8 protein-coding genes are annotated in these 17,253 nt (G+C 54.8%); 5 read left to right on the top strand and 3 right to left on the bottom strand.

Going from position 1 to position 17,253, the window contains the following annotated elements:
• Positions 1 to 178 precede the first annotated feature (178 nt).
• Positions 179 to 2,344, top strand: coding sequence for a serine/threonine-protein kinase (locus tag JMJ04_RS14925; protein WP_201371254.1), 2,166 nt, complete (start codon positions 179 to 181; stop codon positions 2,342 to 2,344).
• A gap of 71 nt (positions 2,345 to 2,415) precedes the next feature.
• On the opposite strand, the gene JMJ04_RS14920 is transcribed toward JMJ04_RS14925, so the two are convergent.
• The 3 genes from JMJ04_RS14920 to JMJ04_RS14910 form a co-directional block, all read right to left on the bottom strand.
• Entirely contained in the window at positions 2,416 to 3,867 is a 1,452-nt protein-coding gene (locus tag JMJ04_RS14920) for an aminotransferase class V-fold PLP-dependent enzyme (RefSeq protein ID WP_201371253.1), read from the bottom strand.
• 224 nt (positions 3,868 to 4,091) lie between these two features.
• Positions 4,092 to 4,631: a DUF4126 family protein gene (locus JMJ04_RS14915; RefSeq protein ID WP_201371252.1), complete on the bottom strand. Its 540-nt coding sequence runs from the start codon at positions 4,629 to 4,631 to the stop codon at positions 4,092 to 4,094.
• A 194-nt stretch (positions 4,632 to 4,825) separates the two neighbouring features.
• Positions 4,826 to 8,392 carry a WD40 domain-containing protein gene (locus JMJ04_RS14910; RefSeq protein WP_201371251.1) on the bottom strand — a complete coding sequence of 1,189 codons (3,567 nt, stop codon included), beginning with the start codon at positions 8,390 to 8,392 and terminating at the stop codon, positions 4,826 to 4,828.
• 235 nt (positions 8,393 to 8,627) lie between these two features.
• Between JMJ04_RS14910 and JMJ04_RS14905 the strand changes: the two genes are divergently transcribed.
• The 4 genes from JMJ04_RS14905 (at position 8,628) to JMJ04_RS14890 (ending at position 17,244) form a co-directional block, all read left to right on the top strand.
• The gene (locus JMJ04_RS14905) at positions 8,628 to 12,386 is read left to right on the top strand and encodes a GAF domain-containing protein (protein ID WP_201371250.1); all 3,759 of its coding nucleotides are present in this window, start codon (positions 8,628 to 8,630) and stop codon (positions 12,384 to 12,386) included.
• A 100-nt stretch (positions 12,387 to 12,486) separates the two neighbouring features.
• Positions 12,487 to 14,091, top strand: a complete 1,605-nt coding sequence (locus JMJ04_RS14900; protein WP_201371249.1) for a response regulator — start codon at positions 12,487 to 12,489, stop codon at positions 14,089 to 14,091.
• Between the two features lie 263 nt (positions 14,092 to 14,354).
• Entirely contained in the window at positions 14,355 to 16,043 is a 1,689-nt protein-coding gene (locus JMJ04_RS14895; protein WP_201371248.1) for an ABC transporter substrate-binding protein, read from the top strand.
• Between the two features lie 238 nt (positions 16,044 to 16,281).
• Complete coding sequence (locus JMJ04_RS14890) at positions 16,282 to 17,244, top strand: ABC transporter permease (protein ID WP_201371247.1); 963 nt, start codon at positions 16,282 to 16,284, stop codon at positions 17,242 to 17,244.
• The last annotated feature ends 9 nt before the right edge of the window (positions 17,245 to 17,253 follow it).

The following is a 17,253-nucleotide window of genomic DNA, read 5'->3' as shown; positions in this document are numbered from 1 at the left end:
AAACTACCCACAATAAGAAAAAACGGCTTATTTAAATTTTCTTACTTGAACACAAAATTGATGTAACAAAAACCAATAATGCGCGTCTATACTATATAAGGGGTTTTATCCCTCCGTAATCTACCTCTTTCCCTTATTTACCAGGCAGCCAGCCCACGCCAATACAAGGATATCAACGATGGCCTTAGAAACGCTCTACTGCGCCCATTGTGGGGCAGGCAATTCTCTGCAAGACGCCACCTGCTTCGCCTGCCAACGCCAATTAACGTCACCTGAGAGCGAGGAGGAGACGCCTTTTCTCGTTGGAGAGCGCTATCTCATCCTGGCGCAGGTCGGCCTGGGTGGCTTTGGCGCGGTCTATAAAGTGTTGGATACACAGGAGCAGAATACAGTCCGTGCGCTAAAGCAGATCAACCTGCGCAACCTTACTCCTCAGCAAGCTATCGAGGCGACGGATGCCTTTAATCGCGAGGTAAGCCTTCTTCCACAGTTGACGCATGTCCACCTACCACGCGTCTATAACCACTTTACCGATCCTGAACACTGGTACCTGGTCATGGATTTTATCGAAGGCCAGACGCTTGAAAGCTATCTTGAGGGCCGGGGGACACCTGGACATTCAGCTCAGCCAGCGCCTCTCCTGGCTTTTGAAGAGATCTTCTCAATCGCGCTACAGCTCTGCGATGTGCTGAGCTACCTGCATACGCGCCAGCCCCCGGTTATCTTTCGCGACCTCAAACCCTCCAACATTATGCGCAGCCCGGCGGGGCAACTCTATTTGATTGACTTTGGCATCGCCCGCCATTTTAAACCAGGCCAGGCCAGAGATACCATCCCTTTTGGCTCCCCCGGCTATGCCGCACCCGAGCAATATGGCAAGGCTCAGACAACACCCGCCTCGGATATCTATAGTCTCGGCGCGCTCCTGCATCACCTGCTCTCAGGTGAGGACCCGGCGGAGACCCCCTTTAAGTTCTCCTCCTCATACGCTTATGGACAGGCAGGCGTTACTGAACTAGCGACGCTCGTTGACCGTATGGTGCGCCTCAATATCGCTGAGCGCCCCTCCACCATCGCCGAGGTTTACCACGAAATCCTGCGTATCGCGCGCCGCCAGGGTATTCGGATCGCGTCTCTTATACTTGGCAGCAACCAGCAAACTCGCCCTCATACGCCAACGCAACCGCTGGGCATGCCTGGTGGCACGCCAGGGGCAGGCCAGGTTCAGATCCAGGTTCCGACCCCAAAGCCCGGGCCATCCACGCCTGGACGACGCTTCTCGCGGCGAGCCATTGTCGCGGGAGGACTGGCCCTAAGCGTCGCCACAATCGCTGGTGGCGCGACAATCGGTGGGATACAAAATCTTATCACCTCTCTCAATAAACTAGACAAGGCCGCCACAGATTCTCAAGTAATTTATTCCAGCATCATCGCGCCCGATGGACACACATGCATTAGCCTCGCTAAGAATATCTTTCATGTGTGGGATATTCGTAAACAGGAGTCAATCTGGGCAGGGGAAGAAAATATCATCTCCGAGACACGTCCTGCCTGGTCGCCAGATAGCCAGCGCTTTGCGACCGCCGCTGGCGATGGCAGCGTCACGATCTGGAATTGGCGGCAGCGGCAACACACACAGATTACAGCACCTGATACATCTACCCCGGCGAACGAAGTAACCATACACCTGGCCTGGTCGCCAGACGGCAATTACCTGGCAATGGTCCAGAAAGAAGGAGCCAGCCAGGCAGCGAACTTTCAGATACTCGATCCCACAACCGGGCAAGTCGTCGCCAAATACATGGCTCCTACGGGCGCCATGCTTGGGCTTGATTGGTCACCCGATAGCAAAATGCTAGCCACCAGCAATGTGCATGACATGTTACAAGTTTGGGAAATCGGAAGCTCTCGCCAGCTCACTTACACGTATGCGCTCCTTCTATCACAAACAAAGGTTCCCGACTACAACGGCATCGTTGTGCGCTGGTCGCCCGATGGGAAATGGATCGCCGCCGCGCCTTATTCAGGGCCGGTGAGCCTCTGGTCACTCACAACTAGACAGACATTTACCTTTGATCTTATCGCTGGCACACAGGCATCTATTTTCTCTGACCTGGCCTGGTCGCCAGATGGACACACTATAGCTGCAATTGACCAGCAAAATATTATCTACTTCTGGAATGCAACTGCATTCTGGGATGCAACCGCCAAAAAATTTCTAGGCTCTGTACCTGGGCCGGAGCAAGGGTATGGTGGAGGAGTACTTCACTGGGTCAACAACGAAAACATCGTTGTCATCGACGCACATAGAAATATCATTGCGATTTCTAAGCCTGCGCCATGAGTCCCTCAAGCTTCTGGCCAGGCCAGCATGGCCCCTATGGCATAGGGGCCATTGCTCATCTCTTTCCCTTATTAGGCGAGGAAGCTCATGCCGTGGGCTTCGAAGGCATGCTTATCACCAACTGGCTCCAGGTCGCCATGCTCATTATGCACATACTGGGCGCGGATCTCGCCGCGAGCGATGGCCATCAGGCCAGATGCCAGGCGGTCAATATCATCCTTGCTATTGGCCAGGCCCAGGCTGGCACGCACCATCCCTGGCAGTTCGACAGGGAGACCTGTGAGTAAACGTTCCCGCGCCTCTGAGGCGTCCTCCTCGGAGATCCCCAACAGGTGCGCCACGTAGAGATGCGCGCAGAAACAGCCACTCCTCACACCGACGCCCCACTCGTTCGCCAGCACCGCGGCGACTTTCTCATAGCTTTGTCCCTCCATGGTGAAGCAGAAGACGCCCAGGCGATCCTCTTCACCTGCCAGCACCGATTCCCACGCAGGGCCGCGCAGGGTAAGGCCTGGCACACCCTGCAAACGCTGGATGGCATAGCGTGTCAGTTCACGCTCATGTTCCGCCACGCGCTCCATGCCGAAGCGCATCAGTTCTTCCAGAGCGGCAGCCATCGCCACCACGCCAATCACATTTGGCGAACCCGCTTCCTCTAGATCGGGACCCGTGGCCCACTTAATGCCCGAACTTGTCACCAGGCAGGCAGTACCACCACCCACGAGCATGGGGTCGCCATCAGCGAAGAGAGTAGCGGGAACCACCAGCGCACCGGCACCATAGGGCGCATAGAGCTTATGGCCTGAGAAGGCCACGATATCGATACAATCAGCAGTCCCGTATGTTCCCATCGAAATGTGTCGATGTGGAGTCAACTGGGCGGCGTCGACGGCGATCTTCGCGCCATGCGCGTGGGCCAGGCGCGCCACCTGGTGGACATCATTGACCAGGCCCGTTACATTCGAGGCGGCGCTGATGGTAATCAGCTTGACCTTCCCCTCATGCTGATACAGGCGCTGCTCCAGGTCCGCCATGTCGATGCGGCCATCCTCGGTGAGCTGCACTATCTCATGCTTCTTGCGAAACCAGGGCAGGAGATTGGAGTGGTGCTCCATCTTCGTCGTCAAAATAAGCTCATCGTCTTCCAGCAATGTCCGGTGAGCCAGGAGATTCAAGGCTTCGGTTGTGTTGCGTACAAATACCACCACGTGCGTCTTTGGCGTCGTGCCAACGAAGCGCATCACGGCATCGCGTGCATGCTCATAGAGGTGGGTCGAGAGGCGCGACTTATAGCCCGCGCCCCGGTGTACGCTTGAATACCACGGGAGGAAGTCATCGACGGCCTGGCGTACCTTGACCAGTGGCGGCGTGCTCGCCGCACTATCCAGGTTTACATAGCGTACCTTCTCACCAGTAATCAGGGGGACCTCGGTCTTTATACCCACCACGCGTGGGCGCGCATAGGCTGACTTTCTTGTTCCCTTTACGTATCGATCGGATCGATGCTCTGCGGTCGTTATCATTAGCTCCATGTTCCTTCCCAGACAATACAGCTTCTTTTAATCCAGGCATTCTCTACCTTGCCTAAAAGTATACCCAGAGTATCGCGCAAATATCAAGTTTCCCCACAAAATTTGTGATCTAATGTCGAGTTGATACACTTGATAATATAAGTCAAGTATTACTAAAGAGAAGGCCGCGCTATGCCCCAGGAGACACAGCGCGGCCTTCTCTTTAGTAATACTGTTTATTCTTTAACTGCGAGGTAACCAAGGCCCAGGGCCAGGCCATCCTCTAGCAGAGCAACGACCGGATCGGGCAGGAAGGTGTTTTTGGTGAGCCATGAGCGTACATTATAGCCTGCGAAGGTGCCGACACCGGCTCCTGCAGCCCCCAGAGCCGCACCTAGCCAGAGCGACTTGCCATAGCGGCGACTGAGCAACAGACCGGTCAGCGCGCCGATGCCCAGACGGCCAATCAGGGGAGCTGGCTCGGTACGTGAGGGGGTCATGGGGAGCTTATCGCCTACTATTTCGCCGGTGGCGAGAAAGCTGGTGACGACGCGGGTCGCGGGCGAGGCCAGTAACTCCTCCAGGCCATTCTTCGGCTCAGGATCGCGTTCTTTGGTCCAGTCAAGCAGCGTAAAGGGGGTCATTGAGCGCAAGCCTGCGACAAGGCCCAATCCCAACACACGTGCGTAGATAGCCCGCGCCTCCTCATCATCACGTATACTTTCAAACTCGGCGGCGATAACTTCTGGCAGCGTCTCTTTTTTCTCGATAGACATAAGATCCAGCCTTTCTCTCTTATAAGAGAACTGCAAGCAATTAATGTTGTGCGCTTTGCGACGCTCTCCTATCTCTATTCTCTAGCACGTTGGAACCGCCCCCGTCGGTTCCAACAAAATATATCGCAAGGTTATGAGACGTGCTGTGGTAAGACCAGAGGTCTTACCACAGCACGTCTCATAACCTTGCGATATTATATCTCCTCTTCGATGGCTCCAAGGAAGTGGAGTGCCTCGCGTTGTGCCTCTGAAAGGCCAATGACGCCGTAAATGTTTGTGCCTTCGTAGGTCCGTGTGCTGCGTAGAGTGCGTATACAGGCACCACTCGCCATGTCCCAGAGCTTGATTGTGCCATCATCGCTGCAACTAGCTAACTGTGCCCCATCGGGACGAAAGGTTACCGACCAGATCCAGCCTTCATGTCCGCGCCATACCGCCAGGCAGCGCCCCGTCTGCACCTCCCAGAGGCGAATAGTCTGGTCATGGCTGCCCGTGGCGAGCAGCGTGCCGTCAGGGTGAAAGGCCAGCGTGCGTACCCAGCCAGTATGGCCATCCATGATATGCAGACAGGCTCCGCTCGCTACGTCCCATACCCGCAGCGTTAGATCGTCACTACAGCTGGCCAGGTAGCGCCCATCCGGGCTAAACTCTATAGCCCAGACACGATGGGTATGACCGGTAAATTCGCGCACCACCTCGCCCGTCTCGCTGTTCCATAAGCGAATTACGGGATCGTCAGTGCCACAGGCAAGCTGCCTGGTGACTGGATGAAAGGCGACCTTCCAGATATACCCAGTGATGCCCTCTATGCGTCTGAGCAACTGGCCAGTTGCGACTTCCCAGACGCATACCGTCAAATCATGACTGCCACTGGCAAGCAAGGAGCCATCGGCGCTGAAGACTACTGAGCGGACCAGGTGTGTGTGTCCACGTAAGATACGAAGACAGTGTCCCGTGCGCGCGTCCCAGAGACGAACTGTCTCATCCTCGCTTCCGCTGGCAATAGTAAAGTCATCTTGACTATAGGCAACGGTGCGGACGCGATTCTGATGTCCGCGCAGCGCACGCAGACTACGCCCGGTCTCTACCTCCCAGAGGCGAAGGGTACGGTCCTCGCTCCCACTTAATAGCAGGCGCCCATCTGGACTATAGGCCAGCGCCTTCAACAGGTCGGTGTAGCCGCGTAAGGTACGCAAACAGAGCATACTCCGCCGGTCCCACCAACGGATTGTGTCATCCTCGCTGGTACTGATGAGCTGTGTGGTATTGGGAACGAATACTACTGACCAGATGCGACTCCCGTGAGCATGTACCTGGTGGATGCGTTGATGGCTTGTCATATCCCAGAGATTCAGCATCTGATCGTCGCCCGCGCTCGCCAACAAGGTGCTATCGGCACTAAAATGCATGGTACGAACGCGGCTCCCCTGGCCCTGCAATACCGCGACTTGCTCGTAATCCTCCGTTCGCCAGAGCCGAATCGTGTGGTCTTCGCTTCCTGCCGCCAGCAAGCGTCCGTCAGGGCTGAAGGCCACGACGCGCACTGCCTGGTTCGACCCAGCCAGGGTCGCGACATGCGCACCTTGCTCATAATCCCACAAACGTACTGTCGTCTCATCTCCAGTTGAGGCCAGCAATGGCAGGCTGGGATGGAAGACCAGAGAGCGCACCCTCTGGCTATGCCCATCCAGTACGCTCGCTACATGCCCAGAAAAGGTATCCCATAGATAAATGAGCCGATCTTCACCCGCGCTGGCGACATAGCGTCCATCCGGGCTAAAGGCAACGGTGCGCACCTGGTCGCGATGCCCATGTAAGATATGCTGACAGGCTCCACTCTCGACCTCCCAAAGACGCACCGTATGGTCCTCGCTCCCACTCGCCAGGTAGCGACCATCCGGGCTAAAGGCCAGCGAGCGTATCTCCTCGCTATGCCCACTACAGGTCAGGACAGGCGTGGCGTCATCGGTCCTCCAGACATGTATGGTCCCGACAGTGGTACCTGTCGCGAGCAAGCGTCCATCCTGGCTGACCGCCAGGCACAGTATCCAGGCAAAGGAGTCGTTGAGCGCACAGTTCAAGAGCGTGGCGTGCGCCAGGTTCACAAAGGCAAAGACTTTGCCTTGCAGATAAGCCTGGCGAATGGTGAGTGAGGAGCAATCCAGCCCTTGCAGGTTCGCATTTAATGTTACAAGTAGATTCACAATGTTTCCAGCTCCATAGCCACTCTCCAGACCCTCCCCCTCACGTAGGCGATCAAGTAAGGTTCGCAAATGACGCTCACAATGCGTATGCCCCAATGCTGCTAACAACTTCTTGAGCAACGGCTGGACAATCAGCCGCACCTGGCTCTCGCGGACGTAGTCGCTGGCCTGCGCCTTCAGTACCGCGTAGCCGCTACATCCCGCCAGGTCGCCCGCACACAGGTTCATAAACAATAACTCTACCAGGCGTTCAATCATAAACTCCATAATCACGGGCTGTAGGGTAAAACGATGCTCGACGCTTATCTCCACCATCGAGCGCCGCCGCAGGGAATTGAGCGCATCCAGAAGCGCCCCTTTCGCGACTGGGATGATCAGGTCGTCACTCAAGGTCTGGAGACTGACGGGTTCGCGCTCAATCGCCAACCATTGGAGCAGGTCCTGCTCCAGGCTGGAGAGGCGATGAAATTGCTGCTCCAGAAGCACCGAAATATCTCCAAAGACGGCCTCGCCCTCACGTAGGAATTCGCCAATAGAGCCATCAAAGAGTTCACGAATGGAGGCCGAGACGAGCTTGAGCGCCAGGGGATTACCTGCGTACAACCCTAGAAGCGCCTCCCATTCGGCATCTGAGCCAATCAGTTCCTTCTCCTGCAAGAGTTGCTGGCTCTCGGCCACTCCCAGCGCTGGCAACACAAGTGAGCGCACGCGGGCGCTCCCCCCCTCCAGGCGTGTAATCTCCTTCGGCTTCTCGCGACTGGTTAGCAACAAACAGCTCTGATGAGGATGGGTACCGAGGTGGGTCAGGAGTTGGCCATACGCCTCATAGCCCACGCGATAGCGCCCGGCCTGCTCGCCTCCCTGAAGGATCGACTCCATGTTATCGAGAATCAAGAGGCAGCGCTTCTCGGCACAGCACCGCAACAGGCGAGCGAGGGAGGCTTCAAATGACAGGGTCTCCGTGGGGGTCAGCGCCTCCATGTGTTGCAGGCAGGCGCGCATATAGGTTTCAGGGGTAGGCGCATTCTGGAGCGAGAACCAGTGGACAGATGAGAAGGCACTTTTGAGCTGCTCAGCGATAACGCGCGCGAAGGTAGTTTTTCCTACGCCACCCATCCCCAGAAACGCCACGATTCGGCAGCCCCCCTCAAGTACCCAACCTCTGAGGAGTTCTTGTTCTATGTCCCGGCCAAAGAACTCCTCGACGTAGGGAGCCTCGCCCCACTCTTCATGACGAGGTATAACCTCCAGGCGCGGCTCGGTATGCGCCACAGTTTCTGGCTCCGCTGGTTGTAGAGTGGCTGCCTGTAACTGCGGCAATGCTTCTCCCGTCTCAGGTACCAGAGTATCCTCAAACAGGCCCAAAGTTAGCGCGTCTTTCTGAAAAAAATGGGTCAGCCGCTGGATATAATACGGACTGGGAAAGGCTTCTCCTCGCTCCCAACGCCCTACGGTTTTTGTATCACATTGGAGCGCAGTCGCGACCTCGCTCTGGGATAATCCGCGTAGCTTGCGCTCACGCCTCAGGTTTTCGTACCAGTGTACTCGCTTTTCCATGTAAATCCCTTTGATACAAATGGTCCTGGCATTCTAAAAAAAGCGAACGATGCCCCCTAGATGTCCCCCACCTGTCCCATATATGGGGTTCTCCCACCAACGTGCTTAGAGTATCTTCAAAACAGGAGCTAGCTACAAAACAATTGTTTTTGTTAGCATAACAAAGTACACTCAATACTACAATATATTTGCAAAAACATCTAACGTATTCTATTTTCAGGTGGAGGAATACACTATGCGCTCCCCATTCTCCTCAATCCCCCTTGCTCAGCTTGCGCAGCGGCTCACGGCTGAGATATATGAGCGCGGGAATCTCGCTGAAGCGCTCCTGCACATAGCAGAGCAGGCGCGCGCCCTCTTTACACCTGATATCTGCATTCTGACCGCCTATCATCCCGTCACAGGAACGTTTCACTACGCACGTGCCCTCTACGCCGAGAGACAGCAGAGAGACTCGTCGCCTGCCGCGCCGCGCGCGCATATCCTTCGCGAGGAGACCATAGCCCCCTCCCTCTCGCGAGAGGTTCAGGAGATACAGCCAGAAATCCTTTATGTCTCAGACTTGCGGGCAAGGCCTCTCTATCACTCCGACTATACACGGGCAGAGCAGGTACATTCCTTAATCTCTTTTGCTCTGAGCAATCGACCAGGTCATCCTCCTTTTGCGATGCTCACCCTGGCCTTCCGTGAATTATCCCCATCAACTTCTCTCGAAGAGGAGCTATTGAAGCAATTTTCCAGATTGGCAACATTCGTCTTACAAGAGACATGGATGCTGCAACGTTACCGCGAGGTGACGCATATTGGGCAGGTTATCAACCAGGAGGTTATATCCATTGATACCCTGCTTCCTACCCTCTATCCACTCTTAAATAATCTGCTCGATGCTCGCCATGCTCTGATGCTGGCGATCTACCAGGCCCCAACGCATACGCGTGACCTCTATGGCATCGATGAGGGAAATGCGATTCGCGAAGGAGATCGCCCACCCAGTGGGGCCAGCAAGTATGTCTTACAAACACGTCGCCCTGTCCTGGTCGAACATCTCAGTAGCCAGGCTCAGCAGCTACCTTTTCATATCGCTCCGGTGCGTGGCACCTTGCCCAAGGAATCCTTTATCTTCGTCCCTCTGCTACTGGGGGAGATTCCTCTGGGTGTGCTCTCCGTCCAGCATCCCCACCCATATGCCTACACGCATGAAGATATGGCTATTCTGCAAGTGCTGGGCAACCATATCCTCATGGCTATCAATAATATCCGCCTTTATGATAGTCTGACACAGCTTAATGAGGCCGGTCGCCTGCTCACCAGCCAGCTCCATTATCCCCTTAGAGAGATCATAGAGCGCATCCAGATCGCAAGCGGGGCCAAACGCGTTGTTCTGAAACCCACCCTGGTCGGCACTACCTATGACCCAACACCACCAGAGCGCCTCCTGAGCGGCGAACCATCTCATATCCTCAAGCATGACCCCCTGGTGAGAGACTGGCAAGAACAGGTGACCGAGCATATGACCTTCCATCCCCATACCCTTTTTGAACCTACATGTAGCTCGACCCGCGAGCCACTACTCAAAAGAGTTCGGCTCCCCCTGGTCCAGGAAGGCATTAAATCACTGGCCATTGTGCCCTTACGTGTGGACGTGGAAGCGGTTGGAGTCCTCTTCATCTTCTACGAGCAAAGCCAATATTTCGACCGGTCGCAAAAGCTGCTGATTGAAGGCCTGGCCCACTTTGCCGCCATCGCGATCCGCAACGCGCAGACCTTCAATAGTCTCCTACAACGCAGGGTACGCGAGCTAGAAATCTTACAACGCATTGATAAAGAGCTGAATAGCACACTCGACCTGGAGGCGCTTCTGGAGACGCTCTTACACCAGGCCCTTACCTATGTCCCCGTCGAAGGGGCATGTATCATGCTCTATGATCGCAAGAAACAAACACTTGAGGCCAAAGCCGCCTATGGGACCCATGCCGTTCTAAAGCAGCCCTTTAAAATCCCCTTCTCTGAGGGGCGCGGCCTGACCAATTGGGCCATTCACTACAAACGTTCAGTGCGCGTTGATAACGTGCATAGCGATGCTCCCTGGAGCAGCCTCTATATCAATAAGGTGCCTGATACCAACTCCGAATTAGATATTCCCCTTCTTAATGGCGAGCAAGCCATTGGTGTGCTCAATTTTGAAAGCACGCGTATCGGCGCATTTCACCAGGAAGACCAGGAATTTCTGGAGACGCTGGCTGGACAGGCCGTACTGGCCATTGCCAAAGCTCAGGCCTATGAACGAGAGAAGCGCCTCGCCAACGAACGGCAGGCGCTCTACGCCATTAGCAAGGAGCTTACCAGCCAGCTAGAAACGAAGCGTGTCTTTGCGCTTATCCTCGATAAAGCGCTCGAACTCATGCAAAACAAATCGCGTACGGGCTGCCTCATGCTCTATGATCGCGAAGAGCAAGTCCTCTGGATGGCTGCCGAGCGTGGCGTCTTACCCGATAAGAAAGGAAGGGAACATAGCGTGAACGAAGGCATCGTCGGACAGGTTGCCCGCACCAGGCAACTGTTGAATATCGATCCCTCACAGCCAGGCTGGAAAGAGATCTACCTGCGCTACATTCAGGATACGCGCTCAGAGCTGGCCGTGCCGATGCTCGTCAATGGTGAGCTCAAAGGTGTGCTCAATATCGAGAGTCCAGAAGAACAGGCCTTTGATGAGAGCGATGAGCGCCTGCTCCAGGGACTGGCCGACCTGGCGATTGTCGCCTTACGCAACGCCGAGCTTTACCAGGAGGCAGAGAAGGAGAAGCAACACTTCGCCCTACTGTATCGCGCCAGTCGCGAATTGGGAGAACTCAACGATATCAGCCAGCTCGAGCAAGGATACCAGATCGTTTTTCAACTAGCGGAACACTATAGCCAGAGCTATGTTGAACTGTGCCGCTATGATGAGCACGCTGATGCACTCCAGCGTCTGCGCTTCTCCGCACCAGGCATCCTACATGAACATGGACCCATCAGCACCGCTGAGCAGCATTATCAGTTGATCCTCAAACATCATGAGAAGATCATTATCGGCAAGCAGGCTTATACATCCACCTCGCAGCCAGAACCCAGAGATGGTCAGGCCATGCTCCTCCTCCCCATTCGCTTCGACAGACGCCTGTATGGCACACTCACCCTGGTCCATCGTGAAGCAGGACACTTTGGCAAGACCGATATCGAATTCTATGATAGCCTGGCTCAGCAGCTTGGGAGTACCATTTATCGCCTGGAAGTGTCACAGGCCCGGTTAGAGTCCGAACAGCGCGCCAGGGCCGCCGAGGAGGTGAGTCTGATCGGGCAATCGGCCTTCGAGTTGACCCATCGCCTGGGCAATGATCTTGGCCTGGTCGAAACCTATATTTCCAGCATAAAACGACGCCTGGACTATCATCATATGCGTGATGAAATTATAGAAAGTAAGCTCGACAAGACGGAGAAGTCGGTACGTACGGTTCTTGACCTGAGTACAGAACTCAAAGAAGTGATCACAGATCCGGGTCCAGGGGCTGCCGACGAAAAAATCTCTATCTCACCGCGTACGCTCCTTGAGAGCGCCATCCTCCAGAGTCACATCCCGGCCCATATCGAGGTATACCAGGATATCGCGCCAGATGCTGGCCATGTGCATGTGCGCGAAGCTCTCGCCCATGACATCCTGCGTAACCTAATTAATAATGCGATAGAGGCCATGCAGCAGCAACCCACTGGACGCTTAAGCTTGCGTGCCTATAACCAGAAAGATAAGGTTGCCATCCAGGTTAGTGATAACGGCAAGGGCATCGAGCCACACATCAAGAACAAGGTCTTTAGTCTATTCTACTCCACCAAGGGCAGCTCGGGCTTTGGCCTCTGGAGCGCCCGCCGCAACGCCTTACGCCAGCATGGGTATCTCTGGTTTGAAGACAACCCCGATGGCCCTGGCGTCACTTTTACGCTGCTGCTACCAAAGGAGTAGAAAAGGACAATGGCTTTTTCAAGAAACGCGGTGACACATCGTCTAAGAGGTAGAGAGCGTGACGCGTAATCAATTCTGGCAAAGAGAGGAGTACTGGACAATGGCACAGCAGCGGCATGGACGCATACTCATTGTGGATGACCTACCTCAATGGCGTGAAGAGCTTACAGAGATCTTGCAGGCCGAGAATTACCTGGTCGACAGCGCAGCCACCATTGACGCGGCTTTCCAAAAGCTACAGGACACCTTTTTCCACCTGCTCATTCTCGACTTGCGCATGAACTCATCGGATATTAGCAACTTTGAAGGCGTCGCCATGCTCAAGATCTTGAGCCAGTACAGCCTCAATGACGCGCTGCAAATTGTGATTCTCTCGGCACACGGTACCTTCGACCATGTACACGAAGCCTTTCATGATCACAAGGTAGCAGACTTTCTACCCAAGGATCGTTTCAGTCCCGATAAGCTACTAACATGCGTACGCGAAGCACTAAAAAAGATCAACCTGGAGCTAGAAATCCACTGGGAGCCACTCGAAGCCGAAGAACAGGTACTCTCACACATCGATATCCAGCGTGAACGGATTCGCCCCGGCACCCAGCGCTATCAGCAGATACGTGAAGAACTGGCAGATCTTCTTTGCCGCCTTTTTGGCACGGCGAACAGTGTTCTGGTCAGGCCGCTGGCCCCGGGTTTTAGTGGCACAGGGGTCATGCTCGTGCAGCCCTTTAATCCGTATGGTGGGGCACGCGTCGTGGTCACCAAATTTGGCGCAACGCAGAAGATCGAGAAGGAGAACACCAACTTTAATACCTATGTTCTCCCCTTTATCGGTGGCGGGCGTAACACGATGGTCCAGAGCGTACGCTATACGCCCTTATTGGGAGGTATCATCTATTCGTTGCTCGGAACGGCGAATGAGCAGTTGGAAGATTTTGGCACCTTCTACCAGAAGGCAGACAGCGAGGCCATCCAGCAAGTTCTCGATAACCTCTTTTTTGATACCTGTAAATCCTGGTACGCGAATTTGGGACGCCAGCAGCTCTGTGATCTCACCGAAAACTATAACCAGACCTTTGGTGAGGCCTCGCGTCCGCTAGAGGAGACCCTGGATGGCCTGATTGTACCTCACCCCAAACAGCGCTTCTCGTTACGCGCCCTCGACGATGAGCGCACCTTCACCGATCCCCTGCCCGCAGCAACACGCCCCTTCCGTCGCTCCACCTATATCAGCACGACGCATGGCGATCTCAATCAGCATAACATTCTCATTGACGAGGAGCACCGAGCATGGCTGATTGATTTCTGTAGCACAGGTCAGGGACATTACCTACGCGACCTGGCGATGCTTGACTCTGTCGTACGCTTCCAATTACTGACCTCGCGCGCAGCCTCGCTGGAGGAACGCCTGCACATGGAGGAGGCGCTCTGCCGCATCACGCGTTTCACCCAGTTAGCACAGGCTGAAGCTACCTTCCAGACAGAGAATGCCGCCCTACGCAAGGCCTACCTCACCGTCATCCACATTCGCCGTATGGTTCGCCACCTGGATAGGCTCAGCAATGACGATATGAGCGAATACTTTATTGCGCTCCTTCACAACGCCTTGCGCACACTGACGTTCTCGACCCTCTCGCCCCAGCAACGCCAGCATGCACTCCTCTGCGCCAGCCTGCTCCTGGACAACATCGATGGGCACAAATAAAACGCTTCGACAACTGACCGCTATTAGCTCTTCCTTGTGAGTATTAAGGGATAGTTTGCGTAGTATATGGCAAATACAAACTAGACTTCAATAAAGGCTTGTTTGTATGTTATGCTACGTATATATCCCCAAGCAAGCCAGCGACAAAGGAAACGCATTTTCAAACTGTTGAAGAGGTAGCGTAAAAATAAGCACGAGGGAACATGCTTATACAGCCAATCTCAACACGCTACCTGTTCGCCCTTATCTGCAAGGAGGATCAAATGGTCAAGCGACCTGGTTCACGCTTCCTGACGATACTTGTCGCGCTCTCCTCGGTGCTGATGCTCTTCGCCAGCGCCTGCGCCCCTCAGGGGACGCCAACTACCAGCAATACGAGTAAACCCCAGCGTGGTGGTATCTGGGTTGACGATCTCTTCAACGAGCCAGATGCACTCATCCCTAACGCGTCAGTGCAGACGTTCGCGAACATGGTAGATGGAACCCTTTACTCCGCACTCTTTGAAGGCGATGCTTCTGGACAGATTCATCCTGCGCTCGCCACCGACCTGCCAACGCAGCAGAATGGCGGGATCAGCTCTGATCTTAAAACCTGGAAATTCACCCTCAAGCCTGGCTTAAAATGGTCCGATGGACAACCACTGAACGCCGACGATGTTTATTTTAGCTGGAAGACCTGGAGTAATCCGAGCTTTGCAGCAGCCAACACCGTCGCTATTCACCTGATCGAGTCGGCAGAGGTCTCTTCCGACAAGCTCTCGATCACATTCCACCTCTCAAAGCCCTATGCTCCCTTTATCGCGTCCTGGACCGATGGTGCTCTCGCGCCCCTGCCCAAGCATCATTTCGAGAGCATGAATCCGGGGGAAATTAAAAAGACCGAGGGACTCGATCCCCAGGTGACCAGTGGCCCCTTCAAGATGAAGGAGAGCAAGCCTGGAGATCACTACACCGTCGTACGCAACGACAACTACTACCTGGCCTCCCAGGGGCTACCTTACCTGGATGAGATCGTCTTCCGCGCCGTCCCCAGCCAGGATACCATCCTGAAGGATCTCCAGGCTGGCACCGCCGACTCGGCCTGGTTCCTGGACGTCACCAAGACGCCATCCTATAAAGCCCTTTCAAACTACGAGATCGTGACCAATCCGTCCGCGAGCTATGAGGGCCTACACATTAACTCCAATAACCCCATCTTTAAAGACATCAACGTACGTAAGGCCATGGCCATGGCCATCGACCGCCAGCAACTACAGCAGGTGGCGCGCCTAGGACAGGCTATTCCCCTGTGTACCGATCACGGTCCTGCCTATCATCCTGGCTACCAGCAAGACTTACAGTGTCCTGCATTTGACATCGCGGGAGCAAACAAGCTGCTCGACGATGCTGGCTGGAAGCTAGGCAGCGATAATGTGCGCCAGAAGGGTGGACAACGGCTGGAGTTCCAGTATTCGACCACGGCCAATAACCACTGGCGTGAGAAAGACCAGGCCTTGATCCAAGCCAACTTCGCCAAGATTGGTATCAAGCTGGACATCACCAACTATCCCGGTAGCACCTTCTTCGGCCCCTTCCTTAATGCTGGGCAACCTGGAAAGTATGACCTGGCGGAGTGGGCCAGTTCTTACACATATGATCCCGATGACGCTGCCTCTTTCGCCTGCAACCAGATTCCACCACATGGGCAGAATCTGAACTTCTTCTGCGACTCAGGCCTTGATCAGCTCTTTCAGCAGGAGCAGGCCATATCCGATCCCACACAGCGCCAGCAGATCTTTAACCAGATTCACCAGGCGATGCTGGACAAGTTACCGTTTATCGGCCTCTACAACCTGATCGACCTTGAAATCCATAAGAAGGGTACCCACAACTATAAGCCGGGGCCCTTCGCCAACTCCGAGACCGTTGGTGTAGCACAGTGGTGGTGCGACAACGGCAAGTGTCCCGCCTAGACATTCTAGAGGCAACGTGTTGGCGTGACTTCTCGCGCCTATGACGCTCGCCTGGGTAATGAGTGTGATGCGGGTTGGCAGCCGAAGGCTGCCAACCCGCATCACACTCATTACCCGGAATAGCTTGTATATCTAGTCAACTAGAGCGCATCATACGAAATGGCTTTTACGCAGGGATGGCTATGTTACACTATAAATGTTGGTTGTCCATATACCTCTAGCAGTACTGGAGATCTCTATGGGACGATATGTGATCAGGCGCTTGCTTCAAGCGCTTCCACTCCTTTTCCTGCTCTCCATCTTTATGTTCACCCTCATCCACCTCCTGCCGGGTGGACCCGAAGAGGTGCTCTATAACCCCAACTTGGATGAAGCGGGACGCCAGGCCTTACGCGCCAGCCTGGGATTAGATGACCCGGTGCCTATCCAGTACCTTAAATGGCTGGTGAGCGCACTACATGGCAACTTTGGCTACTCATTCTTCACCAACCAGACCGTCTCCTCCGTCATTCTCGACCACTTTCCTTCGACGTTGGAGCTCTTCTCCCTGGCCCTGCTGTTGGCGCTCTTCATCGCGATCACGTTGGGAACGCTCTCCGCGACGCGTCAGGGGAGACTGACAGATTACTTTGTGACGACACTGACCTATGTAGGTATCTCGCTCCCTATCTTCTTGCTGGGCCTACTCATGCAGGAGATTTTCTCACGCTGGCTTGGCTGGCTGCCCCCATCGGGAGACGTGACCGCAGGTTACACCTATGACTTTTTTAATGGTTTGCTCGACCATCTCATTCACCTCATCCTGCCCATGACCGTCCTGGCCCTGACCTTTACCGCACGCTGGAGCCGCTATATGCGCTCAAGTATGCTTGAAGTCACACGCCAGGATTATATCCGCACCGCCCGCGCCAAGGGACTCCCCCCCATTCCGCTTCTGAGGCGACACGCGTTGCGCAACGCGGTTATCCCACTAATTACGGTTGTCGCCATCGACTTTGGCTCGGTCGCCGGCGGCGCGGCAATTACCGAAAGCGTCTTCGCCTGGCCCGGCATGGGAAGACTCTTCCTGGACTCGGCAGAGCACCGCGATTATCCCGTCTTGCTGGCAATCCTGATACTAAGCGCGGTCTTTGTGGTTCTCTTTAATCTACTAGCGGATATCCTCTATGCCGTCATGGACCCGCGCATACGCTATGCATGAGGAGGCTTT

Source organism: Ktedonobacter robiniae, assembly GCF_016587375.1.
Taxonomy (GTDB): domain Bacteria; phylum Chloroflexota; class Ktedonobacteria; order Ktedonobacterales; family Ktedonobacteraceae; genus Ktedonobacter; species Ktedonobacter robiniae.
The sequence above is the reverse complement of the archived record's forward strand: the minus strand, read 5'-3'. Positions and strand labels throughout refer to the sequence as shown.

Excerpts from the sequence above, each read along its gene's own strand:
- JMJ04_RS14895 (WP_201371248.1), top strand. The coding sequence starts at position 14,355 with ATGGTCAAGCGACCTGGTTCACGCTTCCTGACGATACTTGTCGCGCTC.
- JMJ04_RS14915 (WP_201371252.1), bottom strand. The coding sequence starts at position 4,631 with ATGTCTATCGAGAAAAAAGAGACGCTGCCAGAAGTTATCGCCGCCGAG.
- JMJ04_RS14925 (WP_201371254.1), top strand. The coding sequence starts at position 179 with ATGGCCTTAGAAACGCTCTACTGCGCCCATTGTGGGGCAGGCAATTCT.
- JMJ04_RS14920 (WP_201371253.1), bottom strand. The coding sequence starts at position 3,867 with ATGATAACGACCGCAGAGCATCGATCCGATCGATACGTAAAGGGAACA.
- JMJ04_RS14890 (WP_201371247.1), top strand. The coding sequence starts at position 16,282 with ATGGGACGATATGTGATCAGGCGCTTGCTTCAAGCGCTTCCACTCCTT.
- JMJ04_RS14910 (WP_201371251.1), bottom strand. The coding sequence starts at position 8,392 with ATGGAAAAGCGAGTACACTGGTACGAAAACCTGAGGCGTGAGCGCAAG.
- JMJ04_RS14905 (WP_201371250.1), top strand. The coding sequence starts at position 8,628 with ATGCGCTCCCCATTCTCCTCAATCCCCCTTGCTCAGCTTGCGCAGCGG.
- JMJ04_RS14900 (WP_201371249.1), top strand. The coding sequence starts at position 12,487 with ATGGCACAGCAGCGGCATGGACGCATACTCATTGTGGATGACCTACCT.